Source organism: Embleya sp. NPDC020630 (genome assembly GCF_044334985.1).
Lineage (GTDB): Bacteria > Actinomycetota > Actinomycetes > Streptomycetales > Streptomycetaceae > Embleya.
The window spans coordinates 91,461-108,666 of record NZ_JBIRUB010000019.1 but is presented as its reverse complement, the minus strand read 5'-3'; the positions used below and the strand labels follow the sequence as shown (position 1 = coordinate 108,666).

Annotated in this window: 10 protein-coding genes; 4 read left to right on the top strand and 6 right to left on the bottom strand. The window is 70.0% G+C overall.

Translation table 11 applies throughout. The annotated features are described in order from the left end of the window. Positions 1-611: 611 nt before the first annotated feature. Together ACH4XV_RS39035 and ACH4XV_RS39030 are read right to left on the bottom strand one after the other, a co-directional pair. A complete protein-coding gene (locus tag ACH4XV_RS39035) occupies positions 612-863 on the bottom strand; it encodes a type II toxin-antitoxin system RelE/ParE family toxin (RefSeq protein WP_395797729.1) in 252 nt (83 codons plus the stop codon). After that, on the bottom strand, positions 860-1,102 hold the full coding sequence (locus tag ACH4XV_RS39030; RefSeq protein ID WP_395797727.1) for a hypothetical protein: 243 nt from the start codon (positions 1,100-1,102) through the stop codon (positions 860-862). Before ACH4XV_RS39030 ends, ACH4XV_RS39035 begins: the two co-directional genes overlap by 4 nt. A 389-nt stretch (positions 1,103-1,491) precedes the next feature. Here ACH4XV_RS39030 and ACH4XV_RS39025 point away from each other — a divergent pair, with 389 nt between their 5' ends. The 3 genes from ACH4XV_RS39025 to ACH4XV_RS39015 all read left to right on the top strand — a co-directional run bounded on the left by ACH4XV_RS39025 (position 1,492) and on the right by ACH4XV_RS39015 (position 4,653). Beyond that, entirely contained in the window at positions 1,492-1,887 is a 396-nt protein-coding gene (locus ACH4XV_RS39025) for a hypothetical protein (protein ID WP_395797725.1), read from the top strand. A 949-nt stretch (positions 1,888-2,836) separates the two neighbouring features. After that, positions 2,837-3,460 (top strand): hypothetical protein, encoded by a 624-nt coding sequence (locus ACH4XV_RS39020; RefSeq protein WP_395797723.1) that lies wholly within the window; start codon positions 2,837-2,839, stop codon positions 3,458-3,460. Positions 3,461-3,534: 74 nt separating this feature from the next. Then, positions 3,535-4,653 (top strand): tetratricopeptide repeat protein, encoded by a 1,119-nt coding sequence (locus ACH4XV_RS39015; protein WP_395797721.1) that lies wholly within the window; start codon positions 3,535-3,537, stop codon positions 4,651-4,653. Positions 4,654-5,162: 509 nt separating this feature from the next. On the opposite strand, the gene ACH4XV_RS39010 is transcribed toward ACH4XV_RS39015, so the two are convergent. The 3 genes from ACH4XV_RS39010 to ACH4XV_RS39000 form a co-directional block, all read right to left on the bottom strand. Beyond that, positions 5,163-6,326: a methyltransferase domain-containing protein gene (locus tag ACH4XV_RS39010; protein ID WP_395797719.1), complete on the bottom strand. Its 1,164-nt coding sequence runs from the start codon at positions 6,324-6,326 to the stop codon at positions 5,163-5,165. Continuing rightward, positions 6,323-6,448: a hypothetical protein gene (locus ACH4XV_RS39005; RefSeq protein ID WP_395797717.1), complete on the bottom strand. Its 126-nt coding sequence runs from the start codon at positions 6,446-6,448 to the stop codon at positions 6,323-6,325. Before ACH4XV_RS39005 ends, ACH4XV_RS39010 begins: the two co-directional genes overlap by 4 nt. A gap of 582 nt (positions 6,449-7,030) precedes the next feature. Continuing rightward, on the bottom strand, positions 7,031-14,311 hold the full coding sequence (locus ACH4XV_RS39000; RefSeq protein ID WP_395797715.1) for a LamG-like jellyroll fold domain-containing protein: 7,281 nt from the start codon (positions 14,309-14,311) through the stop codon (positions 7,031-7,033). A gap of 571 nt (positions 14,312-14,882) precedes the next feature. On the opposite strand from ACH4XV_RS39000, the gene ACH4XV_RS38995 reads away from it, so the two are divergent. Beyond that, positions 14,883-16,388, top strand: a complete 1,506-nt coding sequence (locus tag ACH4XV_RS38995; RefSeq protein WP_395797814.1) for an ISL3 family transposase — start codon at positions 14,883-14,885, stop codon at positions 16,386-16,388. Between the two features lie 45 nt (positions 16,389-16,433). Here the strand turns inward: ACH4XV_RS38995 and ACH4XV_RS38990 are convergent, their stop codons facing one another. Further along, positions 16,434-17,192 (bottom strand): hypothetical protein, encoded by a 759-nt coding sequence (locus ACH4XV_RS38990; protein ID WP_395797713.1) that lies wholly within the window; start codon positions 17,190-17,192, stop codon positions 16,434-16,436. Between the last annotated feature and the right edge of the window lie 14 nt (positions 17,193-17,206).

The following is a 17,206-nucleotide window of genomic DNA, read 5'->3' as shown; positions in this document are numbered from 1 at the left end:
TGACACCGAAACCCACTCCCACCTGCATGGACGAGATATTCGGCAAGGGCAGGGTCTGATCGGCCATGCGGACGCCGCCGAAGCGGAGGATCTCGACTACCCGGCCGACACAACGCCACACAGCGCCATCGACATGCTCAGGCGTCGGATCGACAACCCCATCCGAAGTCGTAAGGAAAACCAGACAGGAAAACCAGACAGGAACCCGAAAGACGCCCCATAGGAACCGCCACACCAGCGACACCGGTTCACCTCAACCGTGGCCAGGACCCGCCGACCGGACGCCCCAGGCCTCACCCACCAAACAGCCCGCCCCCGTCCACAGGTTTTCCCAACCGAACCGACCATCCGTCCCAAATCCTGCAAACCACAGGCCACAAGCCAGACCAAAGCCGAGCAAGACGCAAAACCCAGGCCACGCACCCAAGATCCAAAATCCCAGACCCTGCAAACGCACTGGTCAACACATGATCAACCGACAAGAACTTTCAAAACACCCGGGACGGAGCAACCGGTTCGAGACATCACTGCACCACGACCTGCCGACCGGGCACTCCAGGCCTCACCCGAACGACCGGCCCTCCATCGATTCCGATCGCGGAGGCGGTTCGTCAGAAGGGGCTGGGCGTGGCCCGAACGACGGTGACACGCAGAACGGACTTGGAGACCTCGTAACGGATGACCACGTCGGCGACGGTGGCATCGCGACAGTCCTCGTAGCCCGCACGGGCGGGAGCGGATCCGTGCCCGTACGGATCACGCGCGAGCACGCTCATGCCACGCTCGAACGCACGCAGCCGATCGGGCCCCAACCGCCTGAGCTCGACCTCCGCAGCCGGCGCGTACGCCACCGCGTAACTCACGGCGTGAAGGGGGTGCCGTCGAGGTTGCGCAGCCCGGAGAAGTCACCCGCGCGCACCCGATCCAGAACGGCACGATCCTCGGCCCGCTCCTCCGGCGTCAACGCCCATTCCAACACGATCTTGGCGTAGAGCTGATCGAACGGAGTGTTAGCGAGCTGCTCCTCGAACTCCACACGCTCCTCCGGACCCAGCCGCTCACGAATCTCCGCGATCGTCGCCGGCCTACCGTCCTCCGCCATCACGCCTCCCGAGTCGTCGGTCCTCCCAGTCTGCCCGCCCCACACACCCCACGTCCGGCACTCCACCGCAAAGGCCGTGGAGCGTATGGCACGACCCCGGTTCTGTAGCGTTGCCCCGAAAACCGCTCGGGCTCCGCGTCGGGCCCACGCGGCAATCGTCGACGCCTCGGTCCCGGACGGCGGATCCCGCCCGCCGGGAGCGCAAGCGACACAAGGGGGGTTCGCGATGTGCCATGTGGATCACGAGGCAACGGCGGTCGCCGCGATCGCCAAGCTGGTGGCGGCATACCCGCATCTGGCGCAGGGGCCGTGTGCGCACTCGGCGTTGGCGGGGTGTGAGGAGGTGGCGTGGTCGGCGATCCCCGGGCTGCCCGGCGGAGATCCCGGTCGTGCTGCGCGGTCTCCTGGATGCCGGAGCGGCCGAGGAGGCCACGCGGGCGCTGGGTTGGGTGGTGATGTCGGGTGTGCTGAGCATCGGCCCGGCGATGTCGGCGGTGCTGCCGTTCCTGTTGCGCCTGGCGGCCGATCCCGAGGTTCCCCGCCGGGACGAGTTGTTCACCCTGGTGCTGGCCGCAGCGCTGTCCGAGGCCACCGACCCCGACAACCCGGTGGACATGGCGATCGGCGGCCCCGAGGAGGACCACCCCGAACGCGGCCTGTGTCGGGCCGCGTTCGTCACCCACCAATCGTGGGTACGCCGGCTCCTCGACGACGACACCCTCCTGGCGCACGGCCCGCTCCACGACGACGAACGCATCTGCCTGCACACCGTCGCCCAACTGTGACACCACCGACCGGGCCGCCGCCGCGCCGGCGGCCGATCGGGAACGGGCCGTAGTCCGGCCCGGCCGGGATCGTCCGTGCCGGCGCTCATGCAGGCGGCCGGACCCGTCATCGCCAGACGACCGTGTCGAGGGACGGCGGCACGCGGCCGGAGCCGTCCCGCGAGTGCGGGCGGCCGGGGCTCAGTGGTGAAGGATCCACCACATGAGCCATCCTCCGGCGGTGCTTCCCGCACCCGTGGCGATCCCGCGGACCGCGTGGGAGGCCGTCGTGCGGGCGGCACGGACGATCCAGGCGTGGACACTTCCGCGAGCCGCAGGGGTGGGGGTGGTGTCGGTCATGTACCGTCTCCCGAGTCCGGTCGGGCGCCCTCGGTATTCGGGCCGCCCGGTGTCAGGACCGATGAGGCCCAGGCAGCGGTGTGTTCGGTTTTCGGGCGGCGACCGGTCCGGAGGATCCCTACGCTGGTCACCCGGGAATCCACGAGTTCCCGAGAAGGGGTTCGGTCCGTGTTCGGACCGAAGACGAGGGCCTGGGGGCGTGGGTGGGGACGGACGAGCGAAACTCGGGCGACGACAGCCGCGATCAGGGCCGCGCGGGTGAGTCAGCCGCGGAATGTTTCGCGCGGCGTCTGCGCGAACTCCGCCAGTTGGCCATGAGCCCCTCGCATGCCGAACTGATCCGGCGGGGCCTGGCCCACAAACCACCCGTCCGCCTCAAGGCAGCCTCGCTCAGCAACTGGTTCAGCGGCCGCTCCACCCCCACCGCACGCTCCACCCAATTCGCTTTTCTTCTTGGGTATTTGGAAAGCACTGCCAACCGACTCGACCCCAATCGGCGATCCACTCCACTCGCGCAATGGCGCGAGGTGTGCGCGCACGGGCCGAAAAGGAACGCCGTACATCTCGACGATCTCCTCCCGGGGACACCGAACCCGACAGGACCGACCACGTGCCGGCAGCCATCGACGACGGGCCCGGTGCGCGCGCAGCCGGCTGGCCAGTCACGGTCGCCTACCGGGGCGAGCACATCGACTCCCGTCACGGCACCCTCACCGATCCTTGCCACCGCCTGAACGGCGCGCTCGAAGCCGCAGGCCGGCCTGTGCGCGAGTTCACGGACCCGTTTGCGCTCGAGGTGCACCAGGCCATCGACGCACCCGAACACACCAGGGAGGCACTGCCGGTGCTGCCGGTGTACGTACCGCGTGCCCACGATCGGGTCCTGCGGGCGGCCGTGGAACGCGCAGCGGGCGGGGAGAGCATGATGGTCACACTGGTGGCCGGGTCCTCCACCGGGAAGACCCGCGCCTGCTGGGAAGCGCTGCGGGGCGTGCCCGATGAGTGGCGGTTGTGGCATCCGATCGCGCCGGGACGGCCCGAGGCCGCCCTGGCCGAGCTGTCCGCCGTGGGACCGCGAACCGTGCTCCGGCTCAACGACGCTCAGTTCTACCTTGCCCTTCCGGGGCGGGCGAGCGCGTCGCGGCGGAGGTGCGCGAACTTCTACGCGACCCCGCCCGCGCACCGGTACTTGTGCAGGCGACGTTGTGGCCGGACCCGTACTGGGACGCCCTGACCGCTTCACCCTCCGCCGGTTCCCCGGACCCACACGCGCAGGCGCGGGCCCTGCTCACCCGAACCGACCTGCGTGTGCCCGACGCGTTCATGGGCACCGATCTGGACGAGGTGCGTGCCCGCGCCGGAGAGGACCCGCGACTGGCGAACGCCCTCGCGAGTGGGGACGACGGGCGTGTAACCCACTTCGTGGCAGGAGCGCTCGCGTTGCTCAAGCGCTACGACCTCGCCCCGGTCGGCGCGCGGGCGGTGATCGAGGCTGCCATGGATGCACGCCGCCTCGGCCACGGACCCGTCCTGCGCCAAGCGTTTCTCGAGGAAGCCGCCGACGCCTACCTCACCGACCACGAATCCGACACCCTCCACAACGACTGGTTCGAACAAGCCCTCGTCTACGCCAGCACCCATGTCCACGGCACCGTCGCACCCCTGACCCGCATCCGGCCCCGGCGGCGCGCCCGCGACACCACCCGAAACAACGGCCATCAACCGACCTATCGTCTCGCCGACTACCTCGAACAACACGCGCACCACACCCGGAGGCGCTTTTGTCCGCGCACCTCTTTTTGGGACGCCACTCACGAGCACGCGCATACCACCGAGGACCTGCTCAACCTCGCTGACGCCGCGCGCGCTCGATTGCGTCTGCGCCACGCCCAACGCCTCTATGACAAGGTGGCGGCTGCCCGCGATCCACGCGCACTGATGAGCCTCGCCGAGCTGCGGGATGAGGCTGGGGATCAGGAAGGCGCCGAACGTTGGTACCGCGAAGCCGCCGACGCCGGGAGCACCAACGCACTGAGCACCTTGGGTCGGATCCGGGAGGCGGCGGGCGACCTCGACGAAGCCGAACGCCTGTACCACCAAGTCGTCAACACCCAACTTGAAAGGATCCGCAGGTCGTCCAATTGGAGAGCAGGCGATCCGCTACTCCTCAGCCGTACATACCACCCAAGCCTCGGCTATGGCGGTGCACGCGGGCTGTTGTCCCTGGTCCAGGCCAGGGAAAGAATGGGTGACCGCGACGGTGGCGAACGCCTCGCCCGAGAAGTCGCCGACACCGGAGACACCCACGCACTGACGACTCTCGCCCAATACCGGGAGGAGACAAACGACCACAACGGGGCCGAACGCGTGTGGGGGTGGCTACGCAACGGCCTCGACGCAGACGACGCGCCATCCTTCGACGGCTGAGGACATATCGGCGCGGTGCCCGGGTGTCGGGCGAGAGTGTCTTCGATCCGGGAGTCCGGGCGGATGACAACCACCGACGGCCGCAACTCCCCGCCTGGGTGAACACCCTTTTTCTACCGCCCCCGGATGGTTTCCCCGCCGTCGGCCTGATCGCGACCTCGGCGGGGAACCGGGCGAGCGGCCGGCCCACACCGATGCGGAATCACCTGGTGATGCCGTTCGCGGGGTGTTGCGGTAGCGGGCGAAGTCGGCCTCTCCCGCTGCGCAACCCGGCATCTGCTGCGTATTCTCTCGCGGGATTTCGATTTCCTCGATCGGACTTTGTGGCGGACCGCTGTCGCGGCGTTGAAGGTCGAAGGCTTGTCATACGTGGCGCCTGATTTCGGACGCCCAAGGCGCAACGCACCTCGCGTCGCTCCTCATCCGCTGGTTCGCCACGGGAATCGGCGCCGCAAACCCTGACGGTCGGAAAGTGCCGACACGCGAGATACCCACGCACGCCATGCGCCTCATCCCGTGCCGACCTCTGCGCGGGCCGGGATGGGCCATCGGGGGCCGGTGTCGGAGTCGCCCGCCCAGATGAACTGCTCGTCGTCGGCCGTGATGGTCATGCCGTGGTCGTACAAGCCGATCGCGCCCGCCTCGATCCACGCGTCCCACACGTCCTCGAGTTCGTCGACGAGGCGACGCGGACCGCCCTGCGAGGCGATCGCGGGCCCGTTCGGTGGTGTGGAGATGGTCGCCCAGGACTCGGCGCCGTCGTGGAGACGGACGTGGACGCCGTCCGTGTCGGCGGTGGTGTCGAACAGGACGTCGGGCAGACGCAGGCGCAGCGCCCACATCAGGTGGGCGTTGTCGTGCAGGGGGCGTGGGTCGCGGGTGAGGGGGCGTTGGTGGTCGGGGTCGCGGTCGGCGCGGATGTGGCGGTGGGTGGGGGTGGTGGGGGTGCCGCGGGCGTTCATGAATTGGGCGAGGCCGTGGAGCCATCCGCTCGCCGAGCGGCCGTCCTTGGCGGTGGTGAGGGCGAAGTAGCCCAAGCGGGTCCAGGGGAAGACGATGTCACCGCCGGGGGTGGTCTGTTCGATCCAGGCGCGGGGGACGCGGTCGACCGCGTAGGTGGCGATCAGCCGGTCGTAGGGGGCGGCCGGGGCCCAGCCGAGGGCGCCGTCGCCGACCCGGACGTCCACGCGCGCTCCGGCGCGGGCCAAGGTCGCGGCCGCGCCGGTGGCGAGGGTGGGGGCGGCCTCGACGCTGGTGACGTGTCCGGTGGGTCCGACGCGGTGGGCGATCAGGGCGGCGTTCCAGCCGGTGCCGGTGCCCAACTCCAGGACGCGGTGGCCGGGTTCGAGGTCGAGGGAGTCGAGCATGTCGACGACGATCGACGTGCAGGACAGGGACGAGGAGGGGACGCCGTCGGTGATCTCGGTGATCGTCGCGTCGTCCGGGCCGGCGTGGACGAGCCGGGCCCAGGCGTGCGGGTCGCCGGCGCGGTGGACCCGGCGCCAGGCGTGGCCGTCCCAGGTCCACACGGTGTCCGGCGCGAATGCGTCGCGCGGCAGGTCCTCGACCGCGTCCCGCAGCCACGGGGAGTCCTTCGGCCACGCGTCGCCGGTGTCCATCGCCGCGAGCGCGCGGCGGCGATGGACACCGATGTCCTCCGGGTCGGCGTTCACTCCTGCCGGTCCTTCTTGTGCTTGCCTTTGGGGTCCTCGGGCTTCGGCACGCGACCGTCGCCATTCCCGGGAGGCGGATCGCCCTTGTCCAACGGCTGCTCCGGCTTGTTGTGCTCGCCCACCGCACACCCCCTGGGGTCGTCACGTTCCGGAGTCCCATGATGACGCGGAACACACCTCGAGAGGAACCCGCCGGCGGCGGGCGCCGTCACCCCTCACGCCGTCGGCGTACCACGGGAAATCGAGGACCGTGGCACGCGCCGCGGCCAATATCGCCCGTCGAGCCGCCGATCGTCGATCGGCCCGCCGCCGACGCGCCCTTCGACCGTGTCGGTACTCGTCGCTGGTGAACGGCAGCGGGCCGAACTCAGCGTGGTCGGCGCGGGGTTCAGCGCATTGCCGGTTCAGCGGCACGAAGTCCACGACCGCGTCGACTCCGAGGTCCCGGAGGCGGTCGCGGAGCCCGGCGGGGTCGCCGAACGCGCCGTGCTCGACCGAGGGGTGATCGTGAGCGCCTTGGTGTTCACGGTATCGGGCGATGTGTCGAGGTCGAGCGGATCGCGGTCCGAGTACGACCTCGTCGGCCCATGCGACCGAATGGCCGGCTGCCCGGGACCCGATGGGGCGGGTCCCGGGCGCCGAGGGCGGAGCGCGATGGTGGCGGTGGGTCCGGTGCGGTGTGCGCCGGTTCGGTGGGAGTGGGGTCAGCGGAAGGTGACGGTGACGGGTCCGGCAAGGGGCGTGTACCCGTCATCGTGCAGGTACCAGGCCGTGTAGGTTCCTGCGGGCAGCTTGCGGCCGGCCGTGAACCTGAGGGTGCCCGCGGTGCCGGGGGCGTACGTCCAGTCGGCGGCGTCGCCGTTGGCGGGGCCGGTGCCGGGGCCGTACAGGCCGATCCAGTTCTTGGGGGTGGCGGTCGCGGCCGGTGTCGCATAGTCGAGGGCGAGTTCGTTTCCTGCGGCGACGGTCGGGTTGGCGGTTTTCAGCGTGGAGGTCGGGGCCGGGGCTGCGGGCACGGGCGCGGGGGCGTCGAGGTTGTAGTAGGCGGCGACGCGGGCGGTGATGGTGTCGGTGTAGGGCACGAGTGTCGGGAAGCGGGCGGCGATCGTGGCCTTGGTGGCGGCGGTCAGTGCCGGGGCGCTGCCGGTGGAGCGGGTCAGGTACGGCTCCAGTTGCTTCATCAGGTGGTAGTCGCTGGTGATGCCGAGCGAGCCCAACGCCCGTGCCAAGGACGGTGTGGCGGTGGTGGTGTCGTGGACGCGGCTGACGAACGTCACCCGGTGCAGGACGCGCCAGCACGGGGGCTTGCGGTCGCTCTGCCGGGTCTGCCGCAGGGCGCGGGCGGCCGCGCCGGTGTCGCGGTCCAGCCAGTCCGGATCGACGACCTTGCCGTAGAAGTCCTCGAAGTTGTCGGCGGAGCTGTCGAGGTAGAACGTGATGAACCGGTAGGCGTCGACGCGTCCGGGCACCAGGACCGGCTTGCCGTCGATGTCGAACACCGGCTTTCCGTTCTCCTGCTTCTGCAGGATGCGCCCGGGATCGGCGCTGACGTCCAGGCGGAACGTGAGCGAATCCCCCTTGGTCTTGCTGCGCGTGACCGTGTAGCCGCCGCCGAGCGTGGCGCTGCCGCTGAGGTTGACGCCGGAAGGTCCCATTTCGAAGTTCCCGAAGCCGCCGTGCTTCACACTGCTGCTCACGCTGTACTCGCCCGTGGTCACCTGGGTGACTTGGTCGGTGGTGGACGTCGTCTCCGAGAACAGGCCGCCCGCGGCCGTCCACACGTAGGTGTTGGCCATGTGGCGGCGCGCGGCGACCTGGGCACTGCGGCGGGCCACCTCGGGGTCCGCGGCGCCGGTGCCGAGACCGGAGCCGCCGTGTGCGCCGAGCATGCCGCCCAGGACACGTTCGGCTTGGGCCTGGACCGGGTTGCGGGCGGCGAAGGTGGAGCTGTCGGTGGAGACGGACTCGTAGAAGCTCTGGAGCTGCTGCTCCTCGCGCTGGATGCGCCGCTTGATGGCGTAGGCCTCGCGGGGGCGGTAATAGCTGCACTCGCCGCCGTCCCCGGCATGGGGGAACACGGGGTCCGGGAACGGTTGCATGGCCCCGGACGCGGCCTTGGGCGCGTAGCCGACGAAGCCGTCGAGCGTCCCCTGCTTCGTGTAGCGGGAGTTGATGGGGAAATCGATGATGTTCCAGTCCAGGGGGATGTCCGCGTTGGGGAGCATGCGGTAGGCGACCAGGACCCCGCTGTGGGCCAGGCGAAGGGCGTACACGTCGGCGGTCGCGGACTGCACGATCGCGAAGCCGGTGTTGGCCGGCACCCACCGCCGTCCGACGGCGGGGTTGACCTGTCCGCTTGCCGCGTCCTCCTCCCACTGTCCGTTGAGGGTGACTTTGCTGGTGCGCGTGGTCGCGGTGCTCTGCGAGACCTGGAGGTTGGTCGACCAGCTGTTGGCGAACTTGATTTCCGCCTCCACGGTCAGGCCGAACTTGACCTCGAGTGCGGGCTTGGCGGTACCGACGCCGAGCGGAGCGGCGACGACGTTGGTCTTGTCCTTGGCCCAGACTTCGATCGTCGCCTTCGCGGAGGCTTCGAGACTGCGTTTCTCGTTCTGGGAGAGCGTGTTGGTGACGGAATCCGCTTGGACGAAGGACACGGCCGCCTTGTCGGCATAGGTGGCGGCGGTGCCCCAGACCATGTTCTCGGACGGCATGGGCGGGGCGCCCTCGAGGAAGCCGACCAGTTGCGGGTCGAACTGTGCCTGCCCGACCCAGGTGGTGGTCAGCGCGCCGATCTTGTATCCGGTGCGCAGATGCCACCGGTGATTCCGGATGTACGCATAGGCGCGCTTCATGACCCCGAACGGGTGGCCGTTGCTGTCGGCTTGCAGGTCGCCGTACTCGGAGACGGCGGGCATCGTGTCGATGGCGGTGTTGAAGGTGCTGACAATGCCGGTCAGCGCGGAGCGGACCTCGGCGGTGTCCGCGGAGATCGGCGCGCTGGAGATCACGTTCCGCGGCGGAGTGGAACCGGGGGTCAGGTCGTTGCCGCGCGGCCCGGCGTCCTTGACGTTGGCGCCGGGCATCGTGGAGGCGCCGTCGAACGGGTAGTAGGCGATGAGGTCGTTCTGTTCGCCGCGCAGGCGGCCGAACATGTTGTCCAGCACCTGCTCGCGGGTACGGCAGGTCCGCCACACCCGGACCTCGTCGAGTACCCCGGCGAAATCGCCCGTCGTCGCTGAAGCGCCCTGCGCTTCGGCGGCGACCGTCGCCCGCGGCCTCCCGGCCGACGGCGGGTCATCGGCGAGTGCCGGGACAACCTCGGCCGATTCCGCGGCGCCGTCGATGTAGAAGGTGGCCTGATTGCCCTTCGGGTCGGGGGTGAGGATCCGCCGTGGGCCGCAGAGCTTGGCGGGGTACGCCCGGCACGCGTCCGCGGTGACCGGCCCGTCCTTCTCGGGGAAGTTCCACCACGCGAGCAGCCCGGGCGTATCGGCGCCGGTCGGGGCGCCGATCTGCTTGTCCTCGCGGACGATGTTCCAGATCCGCGCATACGTGAGGCACCCCCGCAGCCCTGCGGATTCTCGGCCCCGGCGGATGCGCCCGACCTCGCAGTTCTCGTCGTTGCCGACGGGCGGGGCGCCATCGAAGGTGTGCACCGCGGGGGCTGTGAGGGAACCGTCGGAGACGTGGATCGTGATGGTCGCGTTGCCCTTGCCGTCGTTCTTGCGGGTGACGGCGACCCGGGTGACGGTCTTCGCTTTCATCGGGATCGTCGAGCGGAGGATTGTCACCCCTTTCTCGCCGGCCCCGGATTCGAACGCGAACGCGACACGCCCGTCGGGTTCCACATAGAGCGCGTACGGCACCGCAGTTCCCGCACGGCCTCCCCCCAGGGCACCCTTGCCGACGAGCCCGTGCACGACCCCGAGTCGGTCCAGGTACACACCTGCCTCGATGGTCAGGTCCCCGGTGAGATTCAGTCCGTCGGGTCCACCCGCGTCCAGGTGGCCGCCGTCCATCGACATCGCCCAGTGCTGCTTGAACGCGAAGGCGACATGCGTCCAGTCACCGAACGGTGTGGCGGCCTGGGTGCGGAACTCCTGGTCTCCCACCGTCGCCACCGGCCGATAGCCGAGCAGCGGGGACTGAGCGCTCCGGTAGGGGCCTTGCAGCTTCCCGTCGTGCCCGTTGCCGGAGCGGTCGACGGTCAGCCGGTCGTCGAACTGCCAGTACGCCAACAGGCCGCTCTCGTGGCCCCGCAGCCGGCGCCGCATGTTTGCCGTGATCTGCGCCGGGGTCCGCGCACTGTCCCACACCCGTACTTCGTCGATCCCGAACGTGGAAGGGTTCACCCCGACCTCGGCTCCGATGACGGTCTTGCCGTCGGGGCCGGTGTGTCGCATCGGTGCGAGCGGATTGTTGGAGTTCGGGTCGACCAGCGGCTGTGCGGTCCCGTTCCGGTAGACCAGGAATTCACCGGTGCTGTTCTTGTGGACGACACACCAGTGCTCCCAGGTGCCGACCGCAGCCCTGACGGTGGTGGCTGCAACCATTGGGTTGGGTCCGTGAACTCCGACGCCGAACCGATTCCCGTCAGCGAATCCGAGGGTCAGCGTGGTTCCTTTCCCGCCATGGATAGGGCTGCCGTTCGTGAACACGTGGCAGGCATCGGTGCCGTCCGGGCGGACCCACATCTCGACGGTGAAGTCGCGGCCGCCCAACCGCAGGCGATCTCCGCAGTCGACCCGAATGTCGCCGCCCAACTGCAGGCTCTGGTACAGGTGGCCGGTCATGAGGTTCATGCCGTAGCGCGGCGTCCCGGCGGGGGTGGCGTGCAGGACGGTGTACGCCACCATGGCGTTGGCAACCGGCCGCCTCAGATTACGGCCGGCGCCGATCCCGGGGTCGACCCAGGCTTCCAGCGTGAGGTCCGCGTCCGTGGCGAAGTTCGCGGTGGACGAGGCGGACAGGGATTGGAAGTCGCCGTCGAACGACGGTGCGCGCCCGGGCGCGTGGCCGCGCCAGTGCGGTCCGACGCCGTCGGCGAGGTCGGCCGCGGTGCCGTCCGGTACGGCCGCGGTGGTGCCCAGACGGTTGACGGCGACGATCTGCGAGCCTCGTGACAGGTCGACACCGGGGACGGTGCAGGTGGCGTCGGTGTAGTCGTAGAGCACCGCGGTGACCTGCGTGCCGGGGGCCGCGGTCACCGTGGCGCCGATCACGCCGAACGTCGTGGCGCCGGCCGGGACCGCCGCCTCCAGCGTCCGGATCCGGCCGCCCACCGCCACCCGGCTTCCGACGGCCAGCGGTATCGTCGTCGGGGCGGCGAGTTCGACGAGCCGGTCCTTGACCGACCGCACGGTGCCCAGGACCGCCCCGGGCGGGAGGTTTCCGTTGAGGACCGCGGCGAACGACGCCGCGGCGCGGGGCACGCCCCGGAACGTCTCGGTGCGGAGCCCGCGGGTCACCGTGACGGTGCACAGGTCCGCGGCGGAGTCGGCGGTGACCCGGACGGCGAAGTCCCGCATCCGGGTGCCGGTGTCCCGGGCGACGAACTGCACGGAACCGCTGCCGATGGCGGTGCTGCGGGTGGCCCGGGAAACGAGGGTGGAGTAGTAGGCGCTGAAGAACTGGCCCGCGCCGCCCCGGAAGTACATGACGACGTCGCCGGTGGAGGAATCCAAAAGGAACGGCGCCTGGTCGGTCCAGGCGAACGCCAGCAGCGCGCCGAACACCGTCAGGCCCTGGCGGTCGGTCGACACCAGCGGCATGTCCACCACCGTGTCCCCGCCACCGCGGGTACCGCCCGACACCGTCGCCAACCTGTCCTCGGCCGCCTCCAAGACCGCCTGGAAGGTGCCCAGCAGATGCTGTGCGGCCCGCGCGGCCCGCAAGCGCTCCTCCAAGCCGAACAGTTTCACATCGCGCGGGTCACCGAAGTCCCAGGTGGTGCGGCCGGGCGACGGGCTCGCGTTGAGTGCGGCGAACTCCGCGAGAATCTGCGGTATCTGGGCGGCGAGTGCGCGATAGGGAGCCATCACGGCCTGCGTCCGCGCCACGTTCGCTTCCGCGTCCGCGATCTCCGCGGGATCCCCCACCGACGCGGTGCTGCCGCGTTCGGGCAGCGTGAGCGAAGCCGGGGCCGAGGCGAGGCGCCCGTCCCGGGTGACACCGAAGTCCACCGTCGCGACATAGCTGCGGCTCGCGTCACCGCCCGCAGGCGCGGGGCCGGTGGTGCCGTAGGCCAGCAGCAGCCGGGTCTGGCTCTTCTCCTGCGTCACCGTGGTGCCGTAGCCGGATATGGCGGGTTCCTGCTGGGAGTACAGCGTTGCGGCGAGCCCCGTCGACGCCTTGCGGCCGGCGACCCGGAAAACGTCCCGCGCCAGCCCCGGACCGTCCCCGACCGGTGCGCCGGAGGCGACCCACTCCGGGGTGTTGCGCGCCTCGGCGTCGCGCCGCGCCCGGGTATGGTCGCCGACGACGGCGCCGATACCTTCGTCGAACCGGTAGTACGCGGCCAGACCGGGCTCGATCCCGGGCAACCGGCGTCCGCGGTCGGCGAATTCGGGTGCCTGCCGGGCACGATCCCAGAGTCGGACTTCGTCGATGTCGCCCACGAAGCCCGCCTCGGGCGCGTCCGCGACCAGCCGTGCGCCCAGGGTGGTTGCCCACCCCGCACTCGGCACGACGGTCGCCGCGACACCGCCGACCTTGTCGCCGTCCACGTACAGCACGGCGTTGCGGCCGTCGAACACGGCGGCGACGTGCATGTGGACACCGAGCGGAACCTGCGTGCCGGACACCACCCGGACGCCCCGGAACTCCGCGGCCGGCCGGCGGTCCGCGTCCAGCTCCAGCACGAATCCACCGGTGGGAGAACCCATCGCGGGCTGCGCCACGATCGTGCCCGACGCGGCCGCCGGTTTGACCCACGCCTCGACGGTGAAGCCCGCGGGCGCGGCGGCACCGCCGGCGGCCGGGAGCGCGGGTACCCGAACGTGAGTGCCCTTGGCCGCCTCGAACCGCAGCGCGGTCCCCGCCCGGTCGCCCGCCGCGGTCGTCAGCACCAGCGGCCGCTTGGTGAACGGGCACATCCCCGGCGCGCGTTCGAGCACCGATCCGACGAACCTCGGGTCCGGACTGGTGTACAGCTCCGCACCGGTCACGTCGAACAGGCCGTCCTCGCGCTGGGCGCAGTTGTAGCCCTCCACGCCGCCGGCCGCGTTCGTGGCGAACAACTGCCACCGGAACTTCCCCGCGACCGCGGTGGGAATCAGCACCGCGGCGAACTGCCCGTCCCGCACCGGCCCGACGAACGACAACTTGGACGTCGGCTCGTAGAACGGGTTCCCTTCCATGTCCCGGGTGCCGAGCGTGTCGCTCTCCGACGCGCCGCCCGCTTTCGACCGGGACCGCTGGTAGCGCACTTCCACGACTGGCTTCAGGACCGCGCCCACCAGGACGAACCGGTCGCACAACAGCGACCGGTCCACCAGCCCGGCCGGGGTCGTGCCGGTGCCGGCCGAAGCGCTGCCGGCCGCGTCCTCGTGCGACGCCTCGACCGACTGCCGGAACAGGATGATGTAGCGGCCGTCCGAGAGCACCTGGAACGGCTGCGCGGCGCTCAACCGCGCCGTGGTGGACAGGAAGGGGTCACGTTCGTCCGGGGGCACCAGCTTGCCGACCGACTCCGTCCGGCTGCCCTTGCGCACGATCGGCATCTGCAGCGGTCCCGGCGAACCGACACCCGCCGCCGTCGCGCCCGGCGCCGCCACGTCGGCCAGTTCACCGGGGAACGGCACCGGCGCCGGCTCCTCGTTCCAGTACTTCGCGTCCAACGGTCCGCGCTTCGCTGACGCCTGCTCCAGATCCAGGACCGTGTAGCAGATCCGCCGCTGGTCGTCCATCGCGAACGCCACCGTGGTACCGCCGTGCCGCACCATCGTCGTGCTCAGGTACCGGCGATCCCGGTAGACCCTCACCGAGCCCTCGTCGAAAACCACGAACCCCCCAAAAACTCGTGCCCGCGCGCAGGCGGGCGGCACGCGGGGCTCCCGCGACGCGCCTCGGCACAGGCCGAAGCCGCACGCGGCAGGCCGCACACGGAAGCAAGGAACGCACATCACAAGACGACGCGGCCGACCGGCCGCCGCACACCCACGTCGACGGACACGAGGCCCCACCAGCCCCGCGACCCGTTGCCACCCGGTGTCACAACGGACACCCAAAGCCCCTACCCACCAACGCAGTCGACGGCAAACGCTACCCACCGAACAACAACCGGAGCAGGAACAACCGTTCGCCTTCACCAAACCCACACAACATCGAAAACCTCCAGCCTCGATCGGCGAAATCCCCGCGACGATTCGCCGTGGAGCCTTCGCGTATGCACCCGCCGGCGCGGCCTCGACGTCCCGGCGCTGAGGACTATCAAGGACTCGGTGTAAACCCTGGGGACTGTAAAACTAACGGCTCTGCCTCACATTCGGTGGTCACGGACTGTAAGTCCGTGATCATGTGCGGGTGCTGAACGTGAACGAGCTTGTGGGTGTGGTGTTTTCGGGGCTTGGGCCGCTGGTGGTCGAGGAGGTTGCCAACGAGGGTGACGTCATTCGGGTGCGGGCCCGGACGCCTGGTGGTCCGGTGGATTGCCCGGATTGCGGTGGTCGGACTGGCCGGGTGCACGCCTTCCACGAACGCACGGTGACGGATGTCCCCGTCGACGCCCGCCGGGTTGTCGTTTCGGCGCGGCTCCGCCGGCTCGTCTGCCCTGCCTCGGCCTGTCCCCGCATCACGTTTCGTGAGCAGGTTGCCGGTGTGCTGGAGCGCTGTCAGCGGCGGACGGTGCGGCTGTTGGCCCAAGTCCGCGCCGTGGTGCGGGAACTCGCGGGCCGCGCGGGCGCACGGACGCTGCAGGCGCTCGGGACCGGGCTGTCGCGGTGCACCGCCCTGCGCATCCTGACCGGCATCCCGCTGCCGGCCCGCCCGGTGCCGCGTGTCCTGGGCGTCGACGACTTCGCACTCAAGCGCCGCCACCGCTACGCAACCGTGCCGACCAACGCCGAGACCGGCGAACGCATCGACGTGCTGCCCGGCCGCGGCGCCGACGCGCTCGAGGCGTGGCTGCGTCATCACGCAGGCGTCGAGACCGTGTGCCGGGACGGCTCGAGCGCCTACGCCGAAGCAATACGCCGCGCCCTGCCCGACGCAATGCAGGTGACCGACAGGTGGCATTTATGGCGGAACCTGTGCGACAAAACGCTCGCCGAAGTCCGCTCGCACAGCTCGTGCCGGGCCACCGTCAACCCGCCCCGGCCCGGCGGCGTCCACGAACAGACCACACGCGAGCGTTGGCACCAAGTCCACGACCTGCTCGGCCAAGGCGTCAGCCTCATCGAATGCGCCCGCCGGCTGGATGTGTCCCTGAACACCGTCAAACGCTACGCGCGCACACGCGAACCCGACACGCTGCGACGCGCGCCGCGCTACCGGCCGACGCTGGTGGACCCCTACCGGGACCACCAGCGCGCACGCCGCGCGGTCGACCCGGCCGTGCCCGTGCCCCAGCTCTTCCACGAGATCAAGGAACTCGGCTACACAGGCAGCTTCAACCTCCTCTACCGCTACATCACCCAGGGCCGGGCCGAGGGCGACCGGCCCGTGACCACCCCCAGACGCTTCGCCCGCCTTCTCCTCACCCGGCCGGACAACCGCCGCGAGAAGGACGCCGACCTGATCCGAGACCTCGCCGCCGCATGCCCCGAGATGACGCAACTGAACGTCTTTATCGGGGAGTTCGCCTCACTGCTGAACCCCGGCCCAGGGCACGACGCCAGGCTCACGACATGGATCGCAGCCGTCCGCGCCTCCGAACTGCCCCACCTGCACGCCTTTGCGAACGGCCTCGAACTCGACCGCGCATCAGTCGACGCCGCACTCACCACGCCCCACCACAACGGACGCACCGAAGGCGTCAACACCCGAACCAAACGCATCATGAGGCAAATGCACGGACGCGCCGGATTCGACCTCCTCCGCCACCGCATCCTTCTCCCATAACGCTCACGCAGAGCTACCACCGAATGTGAGGCAGAGCCGTTCGATTTACAGACCCCCGTGGATGTATGCCATCCGCCATTCCGGTCCGGTAAGACGGTTGAGGTGTTGGAACGCAAAGCGCTCTCCGGCATCGACGGCTTGTCGATAGAGGTGTTGTGCGCCTTGGGGATCGTGTTGCTCCTCGCGTAGGTGGGCGAGTTCGATGAGCGCGGTCACATATCCACGGTCAACAGCCGCTCGGTACAGGCGCTCGGCGCCTTCCGGGTCGTCCGATTCCCGGGTTTCGGGCGAGGTCGGCCAGTGCGGCGGCGGCGTGCTTCGAGGCTGCTTGCAGCGCGATCGACTCGGCCTCGGCCCGTTCGCCGACGCGTTCCAGGAACAGGACGAAGGCGCGGCTGGAGGTGCTGTCACCGAGGGCCGCGCCGCGCTGGTGCCAGACCCGGGCGCTCGCGGTGTCGCCGGCGCGTTCGCAGAACTCGGCGAGAAGATGGTGCGCACGGATGTGGCCGAGTTCCGCGGCCTTTTCGTAGACGCGTCAAGTCGGGTGTCGGGCGTGCGCTCGGCGGCGTAGACGAACATGTCCACGGGGTCGGTTCTCGTTCCGTCGAGGAAGGACCTCATGTCGTCGTCGGTGAACCTCGCGCTCCTGAGGATCCTGTCCAGTGCATGTTCGTCATCGAACTCGGAGAACAGGCGTGCCACGCGTTGGGCGCTCTCGGTGTCCTGGGCGTCGAGGAGGAACAAGGCCAGCTTTTCGAGGATTTCGGCGCCCGTGCCGAAGTCGGTCGCCGCCTCGTGGGCCACGCGTTCGGCGCCAG

Bases quoted from the DNA above. Each gene is read 5' to 3' on its own strand.
- ACH4XV_RS39030 (WP_395797727.1), bottom strand. From the start codon at position 1,102: ATGGCGGAGGACGGTAGGCCGGCGACGATCGCGGAGATTCGTGAGCGG.